At 75.1% G+C, this 15,687-nt stretch carries 17 protein-coding genes; 8 read left to right on the top strand and 9 right to left on the bottom strand.

From position 1 onward, the window contains the following. The first annotated feature begins 1 nt into the window (after nucleotide 1). The 3 genes from HCK00_RS18295 (at nucleotide 2) to HCK00_RS18285 (ending at nucleotide 2,011) form a co-directional block, all read left to right on the top strand. Nucleotides 2-193 (top strand): DUF397 domain-containing protein, encoded by a 192-nt coding sequence (locus HCK00_RS18295; protein WP_168103063.1) that lies wholly within the window; start codon nucleotides 2-4, stop codon nucleotides 191-193. 157 nt (nucleotides 194-350) lie between these two features. Continuing rightward, entirely contained in the window at nucleotides 351-1,454 is a 1,104-nt protein-coding gene (locus HCK00_RS18290) for a helix-turn-helix domain-containing protein (protein ID WP_240965662.1), read from the top strand. After that, complete coding sequence (locus HCK00_RS18285) at nucleotides 1,451-2,011, top strand: PIN domain-containing protein (RefSeq protein ID WP_168103062.1); 561 nt, start codon at nucleotides 1,451-1,453, stop codon at nucleotides 2,009-2,011. The genes HCK00_RS18290 and HCK00_RS18285 overlap by 4 nt, the downstream gene beginning before the upstream one ends. 306 nt (nucleotides 2,012-2,317) lie before the next feature. On the opposite strand, the gene hisF is transcribed toward HCK00_RS18285, so the two are convergent. The 8 genes from hisF to hisD form a co-directional block, all read right to left on the bottom strand. Then, nucleotides 2,318-3,088 (bottom strand): imidazole glycerol phosphate synthase subunit HisF, encoded by a 771-nt coding sequence (gene hisF, locus HCK00_RS18280; RefSeq protein WP_168103061.1) that lies wholly within the window; start codon nucleotides 3,086-3,088, stop codon nucleotides 2,318-2,320. Nucleotides 3,089-3,329: 241 nt separating this feature from the next. After that, entirely contained in the window at nucleotides 3,330-3,800 is a 471-nt protein-coding gene (locus HCK00_RS18275; protein ID WP_311765376.1) for a Rid family hydrolase, read from the bottom strand. A gap of 112 nt (nucleotides 3,801-3,912) precedes the next feature. Continuing rightward, the gene (priA, locus tag HCK00_RS18270) at nucleotides 3,913-4,662 is read right to left on the bottom strand and encodes a bifunctional 1-(5-phosphoribosyl)-5-((5-phosphoribosylamino)methylideneamino)imidazole-4-carboxamide isomerase/phosphoribosylanthranilate isomerase PriA (RefSeq protein WP_168103059.1); all 750 of its coding nucleotides are present in this window, start codon (nucleotides 4,660-4,662) and stop codon (nucleotides 3,913-3,915) included. A 203-nt stretch (nucleotides 4,663-4,865) separates the two neighbouring features. Then, complete coding sequence (hisH, locus tag HCK00_RS18265; RefSeq protein WP_168103058.1) at nucleotides 4,866-5,528, bottom strand: imidazole glycerol phosphate synthase subunit HisH; 663 nt, start codon at nucleotides 5,526-5,528, stop codon at nucleotides 4,866-4,868. Further along, nucleotides 5,525-5,692 carry a CG2302 family histidine operon protein gene (locus tag HCK00_RS18260; protein ID WP_168103057.1) on the bottom strand — a complete coding sequence of 56 codons (168 nt, stop codon included), beginning with the start codon at nucleotides 5,690-5,692 and terminating at the stop codon, nucleotides 5,525-5,527. Before HCK00_RS18260 ends, hisH begins: the two co-directional genes overlap by 4 nt. Then, the gene (gene hisB / locus HCK00_RS18255) at nucleotides 5,689-6,282 is read right to left on the bottom strand and encodes an imidazoleglycerol-phosphate dehydratase HisB (protein ID WP_168103056.1); all 594 of its coding nucleotides are present in this window, start codon (nucleotides 6,280-6,282) and stop codon (nucleotides 5,689-5,691) included. Before hisB ends, HCK00_RS18260 begins: the two co-directional genes overlap by 4 nt. Next, nucleotides 6,279-7,448 (bottom strand): histidinol-phosphate transaminase, encoded by a 1,170-nt coding sequence (locus tag HCK00_RS18250; RefSeq protein ID WP_168103055.1) that lies wholly within the window; start codon nucleotides 7,446-7,448, stop codon nucleotides 6,279-6,281. Before HCK00_RS18250 ends, hisB begins: the two co-directional genes overlap by 4 nt. Further along, a complete protein-coding gene (hisD, locus tag HCK00_RS18245) occupies nucleotides 7,445-8,824 on the bottom strand; it encodes a histidinol dehydrogenase (RefSeq protein WP_168103054.1) in 1,380 nt (459 codons plus the stop codon). Before hisD ends, HCK00_RS18250 begins: the two co-directional genes overlap by 4 nt. Nucleotides 8,825-9,043: 219 nt before the next feature. Between hisD and HCK00_RS18240 the strand changes: the two genes are divergently transcribed. The 5 genes from HCK00_RS18240 to HCK00_RS18220 all read left to right on the top strand — a co-directional run bounded on the left by HCK00_RS18240 (nucleotide 9,044) and on the right by HCK00_RS18220 (nucleotide 14,821). Further along, nucleotides 9,044-10,660: an oxidoreductase gene (locus tag HCK00_RS18240; protein WP_168103053.1), complete on the top strand. Its 1,617-nt coding sequence runs from the start codon at nucleotides 9,044-9,046 to the stop codon at nucleotides 10,658-10,660. 396 nt (nucleotides 10,661-11,056) lie between these two features. Continuing rightward, nucleotides 11,057-12,403 (top strand): hypothetical protein, encoded by a 1,347-nt coding sequence (locus HCK00_RS27750; protein ID WP_240965661.1) that lies wholly within the window; start codon nucleotides 11,057-11,059, stop codon nucleotides 12,401-12,403. A gap of 11 nt (nucleotides 12,404-12,414) precedes the next feature. Then, nucleotides 12,415-13,161 carry an LON peptidase substrate-binding domain-containing protein gene (locus tag HCK00_RS18230; protein WP_168103052.1) on the top strand — a complete coding sequence of 249 codons (747 nt, stop codon included), beginning with the start codon at nucleotides 12,415-12,417 and terminating at the stop codon, nucleotides 13,159-13,161. 235 nt (nucleotides 13,162-13,396) lie between these two features. After that, complete coding sequence (gene ybaK / locus HCK00_RS18225; RefSeq protein ID WP_311765372.1) at nucleotides 13,397-13,912, top strand: Cys-tRNA(Pro) deacylase; 516 nt, start codon at nucleotides 13,397-13,399, stop codon at nucleotides 13,910-13,912. A gap of 147 nt (nucleotides 13,913-14,059) precedes the next feature. Further along, nucleotides 14,060-14,821, top strand: a complete 762-nt coding sequence (locus HCK00_RS18220) for an SMI1/KNR4 family protein (protein WP_168103050.1) — start codon at nucleotides 14,060-14,062, stop codon at nucleotides 14,819-14,821. Between the two features lie 218 nt (nucleotides 14,822-15,039). Here the strand turns inward: HCK00_RS18220 and HCK00_RS18215 are convergent, their stop codons facing one another. After that, entirely contained in the window at nucleotides 15,040-15,636 is a 597-nt protein-coding gene (locus HCK00_RS18215; protein WP_168103049.1) for a DUF2567 domain-containing protein, read from the bottom strand. Between the last annotated feature and the right edge of the window lie 51 nt (nucleotides 15,637-15,687).

Below are 15,687 nucleotides of genomic sequence, written 5' to 3'. Positions count from 1 at the left end.
TATGCCCTCCACCGGGACTGAATGGCTCAAGAGCAGCTACAGCGGCGGGGGTGGCGACAACTGCGTCGAGATCGCCGTCGCCCGTGACCGCGTACTCGTCCGGGACTCCAAGGAGACACGGAGACCGGCCCTCGCCCTCTCCCCCGGCGCCTGGTCGGACTTCACGGCGGCGGTGGCCGTCTCCCCGCGCTGACCGGCCCCGGTGACGGGCGGGGGGACGCGGTCCGTCCACCGCGTCCCCACGCCCGGTGATCACCGCCCGTTCCTTCCCCGCGGTCACCCGGTCCGCCGGGCCGCCTTTCGGGCTACTTTTCCCGCGAACCCGACGACGGTGTGCAAAAATCCCACACATGGATGGGATGCCGACCTGGCCCGAAGTGGGCGAGCGAATCGCGGAGGCCCGCCAGGCCATAGGGCTCAGCCAGGGGCGGCTCGCCGAGCAGGTGGGCCTCGAACGCACGGCCCTGGTCCGGATCGAGGCGGGAGACCGGCGGGTCACGGCCCTGGAACTTTTCCAGCTCGCGGAGGCACTCGACGTACCGGCGGCGCACTTCGTCTCGCGTCCGCCGGCCGCGCTGGTGTCCCGCCGCGCCGCCTTGGAGGAGGAGGCCGACGCCGCCTCGCGGGCGCGGTACCGGCTGGACGCCCGTCTCGAAGCCCACGCCCGCAATGCCGAGTGGCTGGTCGGGCACGGTTTTCTCCATCCGCCCGCTCCGGACCCGGCACCGGCCCGGAGAGGGGAGACGGCGGATCCCCTCGCGCTGGCCCGCGCCGCGCGGAAGGCCATCGGCGCGCCCGCGGGCCCGCTGCCCGCGCTGGTGGACGTGGCCGAGGCGCTGGGCCTGTTCCTGACGGTCGTGGACGAGGAGGCGGAGGGCGCCTCTCTACTTCATGACGGCTACGGAGTCGCCGTCATCACCGGCAGGTCCGCGCCCGCCCGGCGGCGGTGGACGGCTGCCCACGAACTGGGGCACCACCTGCTACAGGACAAATACCACAGCGACACGGGCGTATCGGCCTCCCGGGACGAGCGAGAGCAGCTCATCGACCGGTTCGCCGGTGAGTTCCTGCTGCCGGAGGAGGATGTGCGGCGGGCGTGGCAGCGGATCGGTCCGGAGCAGGGCGTACGGTCGACCTTGATCGGTCTCGCCGCCGACCACCGGCTCTCCTGGAGCGCCGTGGTGGCCCGGGCCCGCCAGTGCGAACTGCTCGACCCCGCGGAAGCCCGGCGGATCAAGGCCGACACCCCGGTCCGGGGTGACTTCCTCTCGGTGCGGGGCGGCGAACCCGCCCCGGACCTCCCGAACGGTGCCACGGGCCGCCTCTGGAGACGGGCCGTCCTCCGGGCCTGGCAGGACGGCGCGATCACGGCACCGCGCACCGTGGAACTGCTGTACGGCGCGGTCACGGAGGACGACCTGCCCGGCCGGAATCTGGAGGACTGCTCCCCGTGAGCTGCGGTTCCCCGGCGGAGCCCCTTCCCGCCCAGTTACTCGTGTGGGACTGTTCGCCCCTGCACCACGCCGTCAAAGCCGACAAGATCGATCTGCTCGGCGACATGGCCCGGACATGGCGGCGCGCCCCGCGCCGGAACGTCACCACCGCGGCGGTCCTCGACGAACTTCGCCACCACCGGCTCCCGACGGATCAGCTCACCAGCTGGCTGGAAGTCGTCCACGTGGACGGCTTGAACGAACTGGCGGCATTGGTCAAGTGGATGGAGTTGGTGTCCGGACGGCGTTCCAACCAGGGTGAGGCCACGGTGCTCGCGTGGGCCGAGGTCCACGGCGGCGTCGCGGTGGTCGACGACGCGGACGCGCGGCGCGCTGCGCGGCGGGCCGGTCTCGAGGTCTGGGGAGTGTTGCGCGTGGTGGCCGAATCGGTACGGGAAGGGCGGACGACGGAGTACGCGGCCACGGCCTTTGTCGACGCTCTGGCCGGAACAGGCGCCCGCTTCCCCTTCCGCAGGGGCGACTTCGTCGCCTGGGCCAAGGGGCAGTCCTTACTCTGACCCGGAGTTCGCCGAGTGGCTGGACGGCTGGGTCCGGCGGCACCGGGCCGCGCTCGGCCTTCCCGGGGACGGTCCCGGCGCCCCGGACACCACAGACACGGCGGACACCGCCGTCAACACGATCGGTGGCGACGCCCGCGTCACGGGTCCCGTCGTCCAGGGCCGGGACTTCCACGGCTCCATCACCTTCGGCGGCCCGGCGGGCTGAGGCGGGCCGCCGCCCCGGTGGGGCGGAGCCCGGCCGGCGGGACGGCACGGGGCCACGGCCCGCCGCCGTCCCCGCCTCCCCGGCCGGCGGCGCCGAGGTCAGCGCACCGGGTGGCCCGCGTCCTTCAGGGCCCGCTTGACCTCGGGGATGCGGAGGTCGCCGAAGTGGAAGACCGAGGCGGCCAGGACGGCGTCCGCGCCCGCGGCGACCGCCGGGGCGAAGTCCGCGAGCCGGCCCGCGCCGCCGGAGGCGATCACCGGGATGGTGACGTCCGCGCGCACGGCCCTGATCATCTCGGTGTCGTAGCCGTCCTTGGTGCCGTCGGCGTCCATCGAGTTGAGCAGGATCTCCCCCGCGCCCAGCGCGGCGGCGCGGTGCGCCCACGCGACGGCGTCGATGCCGGTGCCGCGCCGCCCGCCGTGGGTGGTGACCTCGTAACCGGAGGGGGTGGTGGTGCCCTCGGGACAGCGGCGGGCGTCCACGGAGAGGACGAGCACCTGGCTGCCGAAGCGTTCGGAGATCTCCCGGATCAGCTCGGGGCGGGCGATGGCGGCGGTGTTGACGCCGACCTTGTCCGCGCCGGCCCGCAGCAGCTTGTCCACGTCCTCGGTGGAGCGGACTCCGCCGCCGACGGTGAGCGGGATGAAGACCTGCTCGGCGGTGCGGCGCACCACGTCGTAGGTGGTCTCGCGGTCGGCGGAGGAGGCGGTGATGTCGAGGAAGGTCAGCTCGTCGGCGCCCTGGGCGTCGTAGAGCTTGGCCATCTCGACGGGGTCACCCGCGTCGCGCAGATTCTGGAAGTTGACGCCCTTGACGACCCGGCCGCCGTCCACGTCCAGGCAGGGGATGACTCGGACCGCCAGGGTCATGTCGCTCGTTCTCCTCTGTGTGCGGTGGTGTGCCGCGGGTGTGGGGCGGTGCTGTGCCGCCTGCTGTGCTGCGGTGTGCTGCGGTGTGCTGCGGTGTGCTCCGGCCGGGATGTCCTCCGGCCGCGGCGCGCCCGGCCGGGTGCGCCGGGCCTCCGTGCCGTCGTCCCGCCACGCGCGGTCGCCTTCCGCGCCGTCCCGGCCGGGCGCGCGCCGGGCCCGGCGGGACGGCGGGACGGCGGCCTCAGCCGGTGGTGGCCGCCGGCCCCGGGCCCGGGTGCGGGTCCGGCCCGGTGCGGTCCTCGCCGCGGTACGCCTCGATCTCCACCTCGACCAGCACCCCCGTCTCCGCGAAGCCGGAGACCACCAGCATGGTCGAGGCCGGGCGCACCTCGCCGAAGATCTCCCGGTGGGCGCGGCCGACGGCTTCCGTGTCGCGCGCGTGGACCAGGTACATACGGGTGCGGATCACCGAGTCGGGGCCGAGGCCGAACGGCGCCAGCGCGGCCAGCGCGTCGGTGAAGGCCGCCCGCGCCTGCTCGTAGGGGTCGAACTCGCCGGCGAGCTGCCCGCCGGCGGCCGGCATGGTGCCGGAGACGAGGACCCGGTCCCCGGCGGCGACGGCGCGCGCGCAGCCGATCGTCTCCTCCCAGGGTCTGTCGGACCGCAGGCGCTGGACCGGCGGGGCGGCGGCGGCCCGTCCGGGGCCGGACACCTCCGGGCGGGGCGGTGCCTCCGGCTGCGACGGGACGGGGTTCGTCATCGGTCGGTGCTCCCTCGGGCTGGGCGGACGGTCGGGCCGCGGCGCGCGGCGCGGCCGCGACGGCTCATCGGACCGCCACGAGCGCCTCTTCGAGCGTGAACGCCCCGGCGTAGAGGGCCTTGCCCACGATCGCGCCTTCGACACCCTCCGGCACCAGCGCGGCGATCGCCCGCAGGTCGTCGAGGGAGGAGACCCCGCCGGAGGCGACGACCGGCTTGTCGGTGGCGGCGCAGACGTTCCGCAGGAGTTCCAGGTTGGGCCCCTTGAGGGTGCCGTCCTTGGCGATGTCGGTGACGACGTAGCGCGCGCACCCCTCGGCGTCGAGCCGCGCGAGGGTCTCGTAGAGGTCGCCCCCGTCCCGGGTCCAGCCGCGCCCGCGCAGTGTCGTGCCGCGCACGTCGAGGCCGACGGCGATGCGGTCACCGTGCTCGGCGATCACCTTGGCCACCCACTCGGGGGTCTCCAGCGCCGCCGTGCCGAGGTTGACGCGCGTGCAGCCGGTGGCGAGGGCGGCGGCCAGGGTGTCGTCGTCGCGGATCCCGCCGGAGAGTTCGACCTTGATGTCCATGGCCCGGGCCACCTCGGCGATCCGCTCCCGGTTGTCGCCGGTGCCGAAGGCCGCGTCGAGGTCCACCAGGTGCAGCCACTCGGCGCCGGCCCGCTGCCAGGTGAGGGCGGCGGCGAGCGGGTCGCCGTAGGAGGTCTCGGAGCCGGACTCGCCGTGGACGAGGCGGACGGCCTGGCCGTCGCGGACGTCGACGGCCGGGAGGAGTTCCAGACGCCGCGGGGTCGCGGCGGGCGTGGGAGCGGTCATCGCTGGCGTGCCTTCGGGTCGGGGGACGGGTGGGACGGTGACGGTGGTGCGGCAGTGCTGCGGCGGTGCGCCGCGGTCGTGCGGGGCGGTCGTGCGGGGCGGGCGCCGCGGTGGGACGGGGGCGCGCGTCGCGGTGGACGGGCCCCCGGGCGGAGCGGAGCGGACCGGGCCGGTACGGGCCCGGCCCGGCCGCGCGCCGGCGGTCAGAGCGTGCCGACCCAGTTGCGGAGCAGCCGGGCCCCGGCGTCGCCGGACTTCTCCGGGTGGAACTGGGTCGCCCACAGCGGGCCGTTCTCCACGGCGGCGACGAACGGCTCGCCGTGGGTGGTCCAGCTGACCTTGGGGGCCCGCAGACCGGGGGCGGTGGCCTCGAACTCCCACTCGGAGACGGCGTAGGAGTGGACGAAGTAGAACCGGGCGTCCTCGTCCAGCCCGGCGAACGCCTGCGAGTCCGCGGGCGCCTTCACGGTGTTCCACCCCATGTGGGGGACGACGGGGGCCCGCAGCGGGCCGACGGTCCCGGGCCACTCGTCGAGCCCCTCGGCCTCGACGCCGTGTTCGATGCCGCGGGCGAAGAGGATCTGCATGCCGACGCAGATACCCAGCACGGGGCGCCCGCCGGCCAGCCGCCGGCCGACGACCCAGTCACCGCGCGCCTCGCGCAGCCCCCGCATGCAGGCGGCGAAGGCGCCGACACCGGGCACGAGCAGGCCGTCGGCGTCGAGGGCGCGGTCGTAGTCGCCGGTGATCTCGACTTCGGCGCCGGCCCGGGCCAGGGCGCGCTCGGCGGAGCGGACGTTGCCGAAGCCGTAGTCGAACACCACGACCCTCGGCCGGGTGCCGGCGCCGGGGGTGCTGCCGCTCACTGCCAGACTCCTTCCAGCCGCAGGACGCCCGCCACCAGGCACATCGCGGAGCCGATGCCCAGCAGCACGACGACGCCCCGGGGCAGTCCCTGCTTGACGAAGGAGATCACCCCGCCGAGGAGGAACAGCCCCACGACGATCAGTACGGTGGACGTTCCGTTCACAGGGCGCCCTTGGTGGACGGGAGGATGCCCGCCGCGCGCGGGTCCCGCTCGCTGGCGTACCGCAGGGCCCGGGCGAGCGCCTTGAACTGGCACTCCACGATGTGGTGGGCGTTGCGCCCGTAGGGCACGTGGACGTGGAGCGCGACCTGCGCCTGCGCGACGAAGGACTCCAGGATGTGCCGGGTCATGGTGGTGTCGTAGGAACCGATCATCGGCGCCATGTTCTCCGGCTCGGAGTGGACGAGGTAGGGGCGGCCGGAGAGGTCGACGGTCACCTGGGCGAGCGACTCGTCCAGCGGGACGCTGCAATCGCCGAAGCGTCGGATGCCGACCTTGTCGCCGAGCGCCTGCCGGAAGGCGGCGCCCAGCGCCAGCGAGGTGTCCTCGATGGTGTGGTGGCTGTCGATGTGCAGGTCGCCCTCGGTCTTGACGGTGAGGTCGAACAGGCCGTGCCGGCCGAGCTGATCGAGCATGTGGTCGAAGAAGCCGACGCCTGTGGCGACGTTCACCTCGCCCTTGCCGTCGAGGTCGATCTCGACGAGGACGCCGGTCTCCTTGGTGGTGCGCTCCACGCGGCCCACGCGGGTCATCGGTTGCTCTCCTTGGTGCGGTCCGGGTCGGGGCCCGGGGGCTGCCCGTTCCCCAGGCGGTGCCGTACGGCGCGTACGGCGGCGAGGAAGGCGTCGTTCTCGGCGGGGGTGCCGGCGGTGACGCGCAGCCATCCGGGGACGCCGTTGTCCCGGACGAGCACGCCCTGTTCCAGCAGCGCCTGCCAGGTCTTGTGGGAGTCCTCGAAACGGCCGAACTGAACGAAGTTGGCGTCCGACTCGGTCACTTCACAGCCCGCCGCGCGCAGCTCCGACACCAGCCGGTCGCGTTCGGACTTGAGCTTTCCGACGTAGCCGAGCAGCGTGTCGGTGTGCTCCAGCGCGGCCAGCGCGGTGGCCTGGGTGACGGCCGACAGGTGATACGGCAGCCGCACCAGCTGCACGGCGCCCACCACCGCGGGGTCGGCCGCGAGGTAGCCCAGGCGGAGCCCCGCCGCGCCGAACGCCTTGGACATGGTGCGGCTGATCACCAGCAGCGGCCGGCCCTCGATCAGCGGCAGCAGCGAGGGCCGGTGGCTGAACTCGCCGTAGGCCTCGTCCACGACGACCAGTGCCGGTCCCGCCGCCTGCGCCGCCTCGTACAGGGCGAGGACGGTCTCCGCCGCCACGGCGGTGCCGGTGGGGTTGTTGGGGCTGGTGACGAAGACGACGTCCGGCCGGTGGGCGGCGATCGCCGCCCGGGCCCCGTCCAGGTCGATCCGGAAGTCCGCGCCGCGGGGGGCGGAGATCCAGCCGGTGCCCGTGCCCCGCGCCAGCAGCGCGTGCATCGAGTAGGAAGGGTCGAAACCGAGGGCTGTGCGGCCGGGCCCGCCGAAGGCCTGGAGGAGCTGCTGGAGCACCTCGTTGGAGCCGTTGGCGGCCCACACCTGTTCCGTGGTGACCGTGTGCCCGCCGGTGCGGGTGAGGTAGCGCGCCAGTTCGGTGCGGAGCTCGACGGCGTCCCGGTCCGGGTAGCGGTTGAGGTCCCGGGCGGCCTCGGTGACACGCTCGGCGATCCGCCGCACGATCGGCTCGGGCAGCGGATACGGGTTCTCGTTGGTGTTCAGCCGGACGGGCACGTCCAGCTGCGGGGCGCCGTAGGGCGACTGGCCGCGCAGCTCGTCGCGGATGGGGAGGGCGTCCCAGGGGGCGGGGGTGCCGGCGGTCACCGGGCCCCCTCCCCCGCGCCGGCCTCCCCGGCCGCCGCTTCCGGCCGGGCTTCCCGCGGGGCGTCCGGCACGGCGCCGCCGAAACGGGCGCGGATCGCGTCCCCGTGCGCGGGCAGGTCCTCCGCCTCCGCGAGGGTGACCACGTGGCGCGCGGCTCCGGCCAGCGCCTCGCGGTCGTACTCCACGACGTGGATGCCGCGCAGGAACGACTGCACCGACAGCCCCGAGGAGTGACAGGCGCAGCCGCCGGTGGGCAGGACGTGGTTGGAGCCGGCGCTGTAGTCGCCCAGCGACACCGGGGCGTACGGGCCGACGAAGACGGCGCCGGCGTTGCGCACGCGGGCGGCGACGGCCGCCGCGTCGGCGGTCTGCACCTCCAGGTGCTCGGCGGCGTAGGCGTCGACCACCCGCAGCCCCTCGTCGACCCCGTCGACCAGCACGATCGCGGACTGCCTGCCGGCCAGCGCCGCCGTGACCCGCTCGTGGTGGCGGGTCCGCGCCACCTGCTCCTTCAACTCGCCCTCGACGGCGTCGGCCAGCGCCGCGGAGTCGGTGACGAGGACGGAGGCGGCGAGCGTGTCGTGCTCGGCCTGGCTGATCAGGTCGGCGGCGACGTGCACCGGGTCGGCGCCGGCGTCGGCGAGGACCGCGATCTCGGTCGGGCCGGCTTCGGCGTCGATGCCGATCCGCCCCTTGAGCAGGCGCTTCGCGGCGACGACATAGATGTTGCCGGGGCCGGTGACCAGGTTCACCGGGCGGCACTCCTCCGTGCCGTGCGCGAACATCGCGATGGCCTGGGCGCCGCCGGCCGCGTGCACCTCGTCCACGCCGAGCAGCGCGCAGGCGGCCAGGATCGTCGGGTGCGGCAGCCCGCCGGAGGCCGCCTGCGGCGGCGAGGAGACGGCGATGCCGGCCACCCCGGCCTCCTGCGCGGGCACCACATTCATCACCACGGAGGACGGGTAGACCGCCACCCCGCCCGGCACGTACAGGCCGACGCGCTCCACGGGCACCCAGCGCTCGGTGACGGTGCCGCCGGGCACGACGCGGGTGGTGTGATCGGTGCGGCGCTGGTCGCGGTGGACCAGCCGGGCGCGGCGGACGGACTCCTCCAGGGCCGCGCGGACGGCCGGGTCCAGCTCCGCGAGGGCCCGCTCCAGCGCCTCGGCGGGCACCCGCGTCGCTCCGTGCGTGACGCCGTCGAACCGCCGGTTGTACTCCAGCACCGCCGCCGTGCCGCGATGGCGGACGTCCTCACAGATCGGCCGCACCGTCTCCAGTGCGGCCTCGACGTCGAACTCGGCGCGGGGCAGCAGATCGCGCAGGGCGGCACCCTCGGGGAGGGCGGCGCCGCGCAGGTCGATTCGGGAGATCACGAGGCCAAGTGTCGCAGACCTGGCGTGGCGGCCGGGCATCCGTATCACGCAGTGGAACACCCCCGCGCTCCGTGGTGACTCCGGGCTTTCGTACCGTTACCCAGCGGGCATGGGACGGGCAGGGGGGCACCGAACCGGCACGGCCCGGCCGTTCCCGGCCGGGCGCCGGACCGTGAGCGGAGGACCCGAGGGGCCCGCACGACACGAAGGAGTGAACGAGTGACGGTGCCAGGGGACGGCGAGCCGCCGGCTTCACTGGATCTGACCCCCGCCGAGTGGGGCCTGTGGCAGGCGTTCCGCAACGGCTCCACCCACGATCTGAGCAGCGGGGACCCGGAGGAGGACGACCCGAACGGCCGCCGGCCCTGGGGCCCCGGCCGCCAGGTGCGGGCCCGGGTGGTGGCACTGCTGCTGCTGGACGGGCCGCCGCCGCAGCCGGGCCGCGTGACGGCGCTCAAGCTGACCGGCGCCCGGGTGACCGGCACGCTGGACCTGGCGGGGGGCGCCGTCGGGCCCTTCGTGGAGCTGCGGGGCTGCCGCTTCGACCGCGAGGTGGTGCTGCCCGAGGCGCGCTTCTCCACGCTGCGCCTGGTGGGCTGCCGGATACCCCGGCTGGAGGCCGCGCGGCTCCAGACGGAGGGCGATCTCCATCTGCCGCGCTGCACGGTGCACCGCGGCATCCGGCTGACGGACGCCCGGGTCGGCACCGATCTGCTGATCAACCAGCTCGTGGTGGAGCGGGACCGCAAGGGCCGGTCGATCGTCGCGGACGGCATCAGCGTCGGGCAGGACTTCCAGGCGGAGCTGATCGAGTCGCACGGCGAGCTGAGCCTGCGCGGCGCGCAGATCGGCGTCTCGCTCAGCCTGCGCGGCAGCAGACTGAGCAATCCGCAGGGGCGCCGGGCGCTGAACGCGCCCCAGCTCACCGTGGAGCGCACCCTCTACATGACGGCGGCCGGGGTCGGCGGCTCACCGTTCGCCACCGGCACCACACCGCCGTACGGGCTGAACACCCCGCCGTACGGCACCACGCCCCGGGACGGCATGCTCGTCCGGCCGTTCGAGTGCGTGGGCGGGATACGGCTGGACGACGGGCGGTTCGGCGACGCGCTCGACTTCGACCGGGCCCGCTTCGAGCTCGACTCCGGCCAGGAGCTGTCGATGCGCCGCATCCAGACGCCGGAGCTGCGATTCCTCTGCGAGCGCCCGCAGCGCGGCCGGGTGGTGCTGTCCGGGGCGAAGGTCGTCAACCTGGTGGACCGGGCGGAGAGCTGGCCGGGGCCGGGCGGCCTGGCCATGGCGGGCTTCTCCTACGAGTGCCTGATACCGCGCGGCCGCTTCCCGCTGCCGGAGCGGCTGGAGTGGGTCGCGGCGGCCACCCCGGAGTACGCCCCGGAGCCGTACGAGCAGCTCTCCAACGCCCTGCGCACCAGCGGCGAGGACACCCACGCCCGGGTCGCGCTCCTCGCCAAACAGCGGCGCCGGAGGGAGACCCTCCCCCTGGCCGGCAAGGTGTGGGGCTACCTCCAGGACTGGACGGTCGCCTACGGCTACCGGCCGGGCCGCGCGGCGGTGTGGATGGCGTTCCTGTGGGCGGTCGGCGCGCTGTTCTTCTCCCGTGCCACGCCGCAGCCCGTCTCCAAGGAGGGCGCGCCGCACTGGGACCCGGCGCTCTACACCCTGGACCTGCTGCTGCCGGTGATCAATCTGGGCCAGGACACCTCCTGGAAGTGGGACACCCTCCACCAGTGGGCCTCCGTGGTGATGATCCTGCTGGGCTGGATGCTGGCGACCACCGTCGCGGCGGGCGCCTCCCGGCTGCTGCGCCGCAACTGACCCGGGCTTCCGGGGCCCCGGCCGCTACGGCGTCGGAGCCGGAGGCCCGGGGGCCGGCCGGACGGACAGACGGACGGACGGCGGGGAACCCGGGCCGTCCAGCGGCGGCCACCGGTTCCCCGGACGGCACAGACGGCACAGACGCGGGGAGAGACCGGAGGAGCCGGAGGCCCCGAAGAGGGCCACGCCAGGGGGCCGGGCGGGGGGCGCGTCCGGGCGGGCCGGGGCGCCGGTCCCCGGACGGCGGCTCCGCGCGCGACACCGTGCCCCCTCCGCCCCTTCGGCGCACCTTTTTTTACCCGGAGTTGACCATTCCTCAAGCAACCCGAAATCCGATACCGAAGCGTCATCGGAAACCGCTGGCACCGTACACGACCTGCACAATTCAATGGACGCATGGTCTTCCTCCATGCGCTGACCACCACCGTTCGCATGGTGCGCCACACCGCGGGGCTCGCCACCGGCCTCGTCCCCGACGACGAGGTGGTCCTGGACGCGCCGGACGAGCGGCTGTCCGGGGTGCTCGCCGCCGCCGGTGCCGGTGACCACCTCCCCGCCGCCGCCCTGCTGGCCGTCACGCGTGAACACGCCCAGTGGGAGTACCGCGACCGCTGTGCCGCGGCGCTCGCCCGCTTCGCCCACCACCGTCCCGAGTGGCTGGCCCGCTGGCGGGCCGCCGCCCCGGGGGACCCGGATGTGGCGCTGCTGCGCGCCGCGGTCGCGCTGCGCCGCGCGGAGCGGCGCACGGAGCAGCGGGAGTGGCTGGCGGCCGCGACCCCGCTGATCCGGGCGGCCGCCGAGGCCGCCCCGCACGACCCCGTCCCCTGGCGCCTCGCGCTGGACCAGGCGCGCGGACTCCGGCTGCCGCAGGCCGAGTTCGCCGCCCTGTGGTCACAGGCGGTGGCCCGCTCCCCGCACCACAGCGGCTGCCACGCGGCGGCGCTCCGCTATCTGACCTCCCGCTGCCGTACCGCGCCGGCGCCCCGCGCGGAGCGGCGGCCGGCCGGCCCGCAGGTGCCGCTCACGCCGGCCACCGCGGGTGACGGCCGCCGCGCCGGGACGGAGTCCGGCCACGGCGGGGCGGCCCGCGCGGGGCGACGGGCGCAGAGCGGGGACGAAGGCCACGGAGGAGGCCCCGGCGGAAGCCGAGGCAGCCATGGCGGAGGCCGGGAGGAAGGGGACGTGCTCGTCGGCACCCACCTCCACGACCCCTGTTTCTCCTTCGCCGAGCGGGCCGCGCAGGCGGCGCTGCCCGGTTCGCTGCTCCAGGCGCTGCCGGTCCGCGCCATCCTCGACCATGTGCACCCCGGCCCCCTCGACCTCGGCGGTCCCGGCGCGGAGCCCGGCCGCGCGCGGGCCGGTGCGGGGCGGAGGCCCCGTCGCGGAGGCCACGGCGGCCCGGGGCCGGAAGGCGGGGAGGCCGTCGGCATCGCCTCCGCGCGCCGCCTCGACGCCGCCGTCGATCTGGCCGTCGGCCTCTCCGCCCGCTACGCGCCCGGCGACCCGTGGCCCGCGGAGGTCCGCAACGTGCTGGTCCTGGTCCTGATGATCCGCGGCCGCTGGGAGGAGGCGCTGCACCAGTTCCGGCTGATCGGCCCGCACGCCACGGCCTTCCCCTGGACCACGGTCTCCGACGACCCGCTCGGCCAGTTCCTGGAGGCGCGGGACGGCACCCGGCTCCAGGTGGCCGCCTCCATGCCGTTGTGGCGCCGCGGCCCGCACGCCGCGCCGGCCGGCCGTTAGGCTTGGCCGTCGTGACCATCGCGCGCCTTCCGCTCTTTCCGCTCAACACGGTGCTCTTCCCCGGCCTCGTGCTGCCGCTCAACGTCTTCGAGCAGCGCTACCGGGCGCTCATGGCCGACCTGTTGAAGCTCGACGAGGACGGACCCCGGCGCTTCGCCGTCGTCGCCATCCGCGACGGCCACGAGACGGCACCGTCCGCCCCCGGCCTGCCCGACGCCGCCACCGAGCCGCCCGAGCCCGGCCCCACCGCCGGCTTCGGGGAGGACCCGCTGGCCGCCTTCCACCAGGTGGGCTGCGTCGCGGACGCGGCCACCATCCGCGAGAAGGAGGACGGTGACGGCTACGAGGTGCTGGCCACCGGCACCACCCGCATCCGGATCCGCTCGGTGGACAGCAGCGGCCCCTATCTGACCGGCGAGTGCGAGGAGATCCCGGAGGCGGAGGGCAGCGGAGCCGGCGCCCTGGCCTCGGGGGTGGTCCGGGCGTTCCGCACCTACCAGAGACGGCTGGCCGGGGCCAACGAGCGGTCCCTCGCGGGCGAACAGGAACTGCCGGGCGAGCCGTCCGTGCTGTCGTACCTGGTGGCGGCCGCGGCCGTGCTGGACACCCCGGCCAAGCAGGAACTCCTGGAGGCCCCGGACACGGCGTCCCGGCTCGCGGCCGAGCTGAAACTCCTCCGCGCGGAGAGCGCGGTGATCCGCGGCATCCCCTCGCTGCCCGCGGTCGACCTGACCCGGCAGCCGATGAGCCTCAACTGACGCCCCGGCCCCGGCCGCCCCCGCACGGCGGCGCGCGGGGGCCGGCAGCGCGGCGGGCGGACGGCGGTCGGGCGGACGGATGGCGGACCGGCCACGACGGCGTGTCGGGCCCGGCCGCCGGCGGCACGGCGTCGGTGAGGGACCGGACGGCCGGACGGCAAGGGCATCGGGGCCGGCGGAAACAGCGGGGCCGGGCGGAACGGCGAGGACCGGCGAGATCGGGGCGAGGGGAAACGTGGGCAAGAAGAAGCAGCGGCGCGGCGGCACGGCGGGTTCCACCGGCGGCACCCCCGCGACGGTCGCGCTGGCGGAGGCCGGGATGTCCTTCACCGTCCACTCCTACGCGCACGACCCGGGCGCGGCCTCCTACGGCGCGGAGGCGGCCGAGGCGCTGGGCACCGACCCGGAGCGGATCTTCAAGACGCTCCTGGCCGAGGTGGACGGTGCACTCACGGTCGCCGTCGTCCCCGTCTCCGGGTCCCTGGACCTGAAGGCCCTGGCCTCGGCGGCGGGCGGCAAACGCGCGGCGATGGCGGACCCGGCGGCCGCCGAGCGGGCCACCGGCTACGTCCGCGGCGGCATCTCCCCGCTGGGCCAGCGGCGGCGGCTGCCCACCGTGCTGGACGCCTCAGCCACGGAGCACGCCACCATCTGCGTCTCGGCGGGCCGCCGGGGCCTGGAGGTCGAACTCTCCCCGGCGGACCTCGCCGCGCTCACCGGCGCCGTCCTGGCCCCGATCGCCCGCCCCTGAGGCACCCGGGGGTGCGGGACCCGGAGTTCCGGCCCAGCTGTTCCTCTTGCCGGGCTGATCCTCTTGCCGGCTCTTGCCGGCCGTCGGCCGTCGGCCGTCCGAGCGCGGCCGGCCGGAATGTCAGTGCCGTCCTCTAGGTTCAGCGGCATGATCGACACGGATTCCGCGGCCTTAGGCGCCGCGTGGGACCGCTTCGCGTCCTGGCTGTCCACGCACACCCCCATCGACCACGCCGCCCTGCGGCCCGCCGCCTCCCCCGAGGAGATCGCGGGGCTCGAAACCCGGCTGGGATTCCCGCTCCACCCGCAGCTGAGGGCGCTCCTGGAGCGCCACAACGGGGTGGTGGAGATTCCGGAGAGGGAGTACTACGCCGCCGGGGCGTTCCTCCCCCTGGGGCACCGGCTCAACAGCACGGACCAGATCGCCCGCCAGCACGAAATGCTCAAGAACATCGGTTTCACCGAGTGGGGGATGTGGGAGGAGCACGAACTCTGCGGTCACGCCCACCGATGGGTGCCCTTCGCCCATCCGAACGACGGCGGCACGGCCTTCGTGGACCATCACCCCGGACCCACCTACGGTCACGTCTACGAGATGGGCATCGGTTCGGGGGACATCGACGGCGTCCTGTGGGGGGCGAGCCTGGCGGAACTGTTCGACCGTCTCGCCACCTGCCTGGAATCCGGTGAACCCTTCCAGGGATGGTGGCCCACTCCCCTCGAACTCCCCTCCGGTCATTTCTGTCTGGACTGGGACCACGATCTCTTCGAAGAGGGCGAGACCCTGCCGGAGTGGCCGGCGCCCCGCCGCCCCGTCCCGCCCGTCCGGCAGGCCCGTCCCCCGGCTGCCCGGCCGCAGGGCCGTCTCCTCGGCAGAGGCACGGTCGTGCCTGAGCGGCCGCCCTCCTAGTCGCGGGGCGGGCGAGGCCGAGCGGGGGAAGCGCACGGCGTCCGGTGCGCCGCTCCGCGCAGCGGGACACGGCCCGTGTGCCGGCCGTACCCGGATGATGCGGCACCGCGGCCTCGGGGCGCTCCCGTAAGGAGCCGGTGAACCTTCCCTCCCCACGGCGCCGGCGCCCCACCGGTGCCGGCCCGGGCGGCGCCTCGCTTCCGTCCCCCACGGGGCCGTCAGAGTGGCGGCAGCGGCTGGGGTTCCGGATCACGGGGGCCGAACAGCCCGGTCAGGGCCAGGTGGACGAGCATGGCGGCGATCGGCCAGGCCAGCAGCGCGCCCTTGGCCCGCAGTTCCAGTGGCCCGTCGAAGGGGACGCCCTTGCCCACCTCGCGCGCGTGCGCGACGACGTCCGAGGTGGGTCCGAGGGCGACCCCGAGCCGCCAGGCGAGGACCGAGCCGAGCAGCCCGCCGAGCGCGAGCCCGACGACCGGCCCCACGCCACCGCTCCGGCGGAGGAGGAAGACCACCAGGGCGGTCACGGCGCCGAAGGCCAGCCCCAGCAGCACGAAGGTGCCGTCGGCGGCGATCGCCTGTTCGCCCTCGGTGTTCTCCAGGTAGACGGCCTCGCCGTCGGAGACCAGGGGGACGCGCGGTGCCAGCCACAGCCAGGCCAGGCCGAGCAGCACCCCGGACACGGTGACGGACAGGCCCGTCAGGACCCCCCGGCGCAGCTCGCCCGCCTCCCGGCCGGACGTGGCCGCGCCGGGCGGTCCCGACGCCGTGTCATGAGGGGGACGTCCGTGGGGTTGCGGTGTCAGCGGTGCGGTCACCCGGACATCGTGCCAGGTGCGCCGGGCGCGCCACGCCCGGGGACACCCCGG

Source organism: Streptomyces zingiberis (genome assembly GCF_012034935.1).
Classification (GTDB): Bacteria; Actinomycetota; Actinomycetes; order Streptomycetales; family Streptomycetaceae; genus Streptomyces; species Streptomyces zingiberis.
The sequence above is the reverse complement of the archived record's forward strand: the minus strand, read 5'-3'. Positions and strand labels throughout refer to the sequence as shown.

Coding starts and splice junctions, on each gene's coding strand:
- HCK00_RS18290 (WP_240965662.1), top strand. CDS start 351: ATGGATGGGATGCCGACCTGGCCCGAAGTGGGCGAGCGAATCGCGGAG.
- hisF (WP_168103061.1), bottom strand. CDS start 3,088: ATGACCCTGGCGGTCCGAGTCATCCCCTGCCTGGACGTGGACGGCGGC.
- HCK00_RS27750 (WP_240965661.1), top strand. CDS start 11,057: ATGGTCTTCCTCCATGCGCTGACCACCACCGTTCGCATGGTGCGCCAC.
- HCK00_RS18220 (WP_168103050.1), top strand. CDS start 14,060: ATGATCGACACGGATTCCGCGGCCTTAGGCGCCGCGTGGGACCGCTTC.
- priA (WP_168103059.1), bottom strand. CDS start 4,662: ATGACCGCTCCCACGCCCGCCGCGACCCCGCGGCGTCTGGAACTCCTC.
- HCK00_RS18295 (WP_168103063.1), top strand. CDS start 2: ATGCCCTCCACCGGGACTGAATGGCTCAAGAGCAGCTACAGCGGCGGG.
- hisB (WP_168103056.1), bottom strand. CDS start 6,282: ATGACCCGCGTGGGCCGCGTGGAGCGCACCACCAAGGAGACCGGCGTC.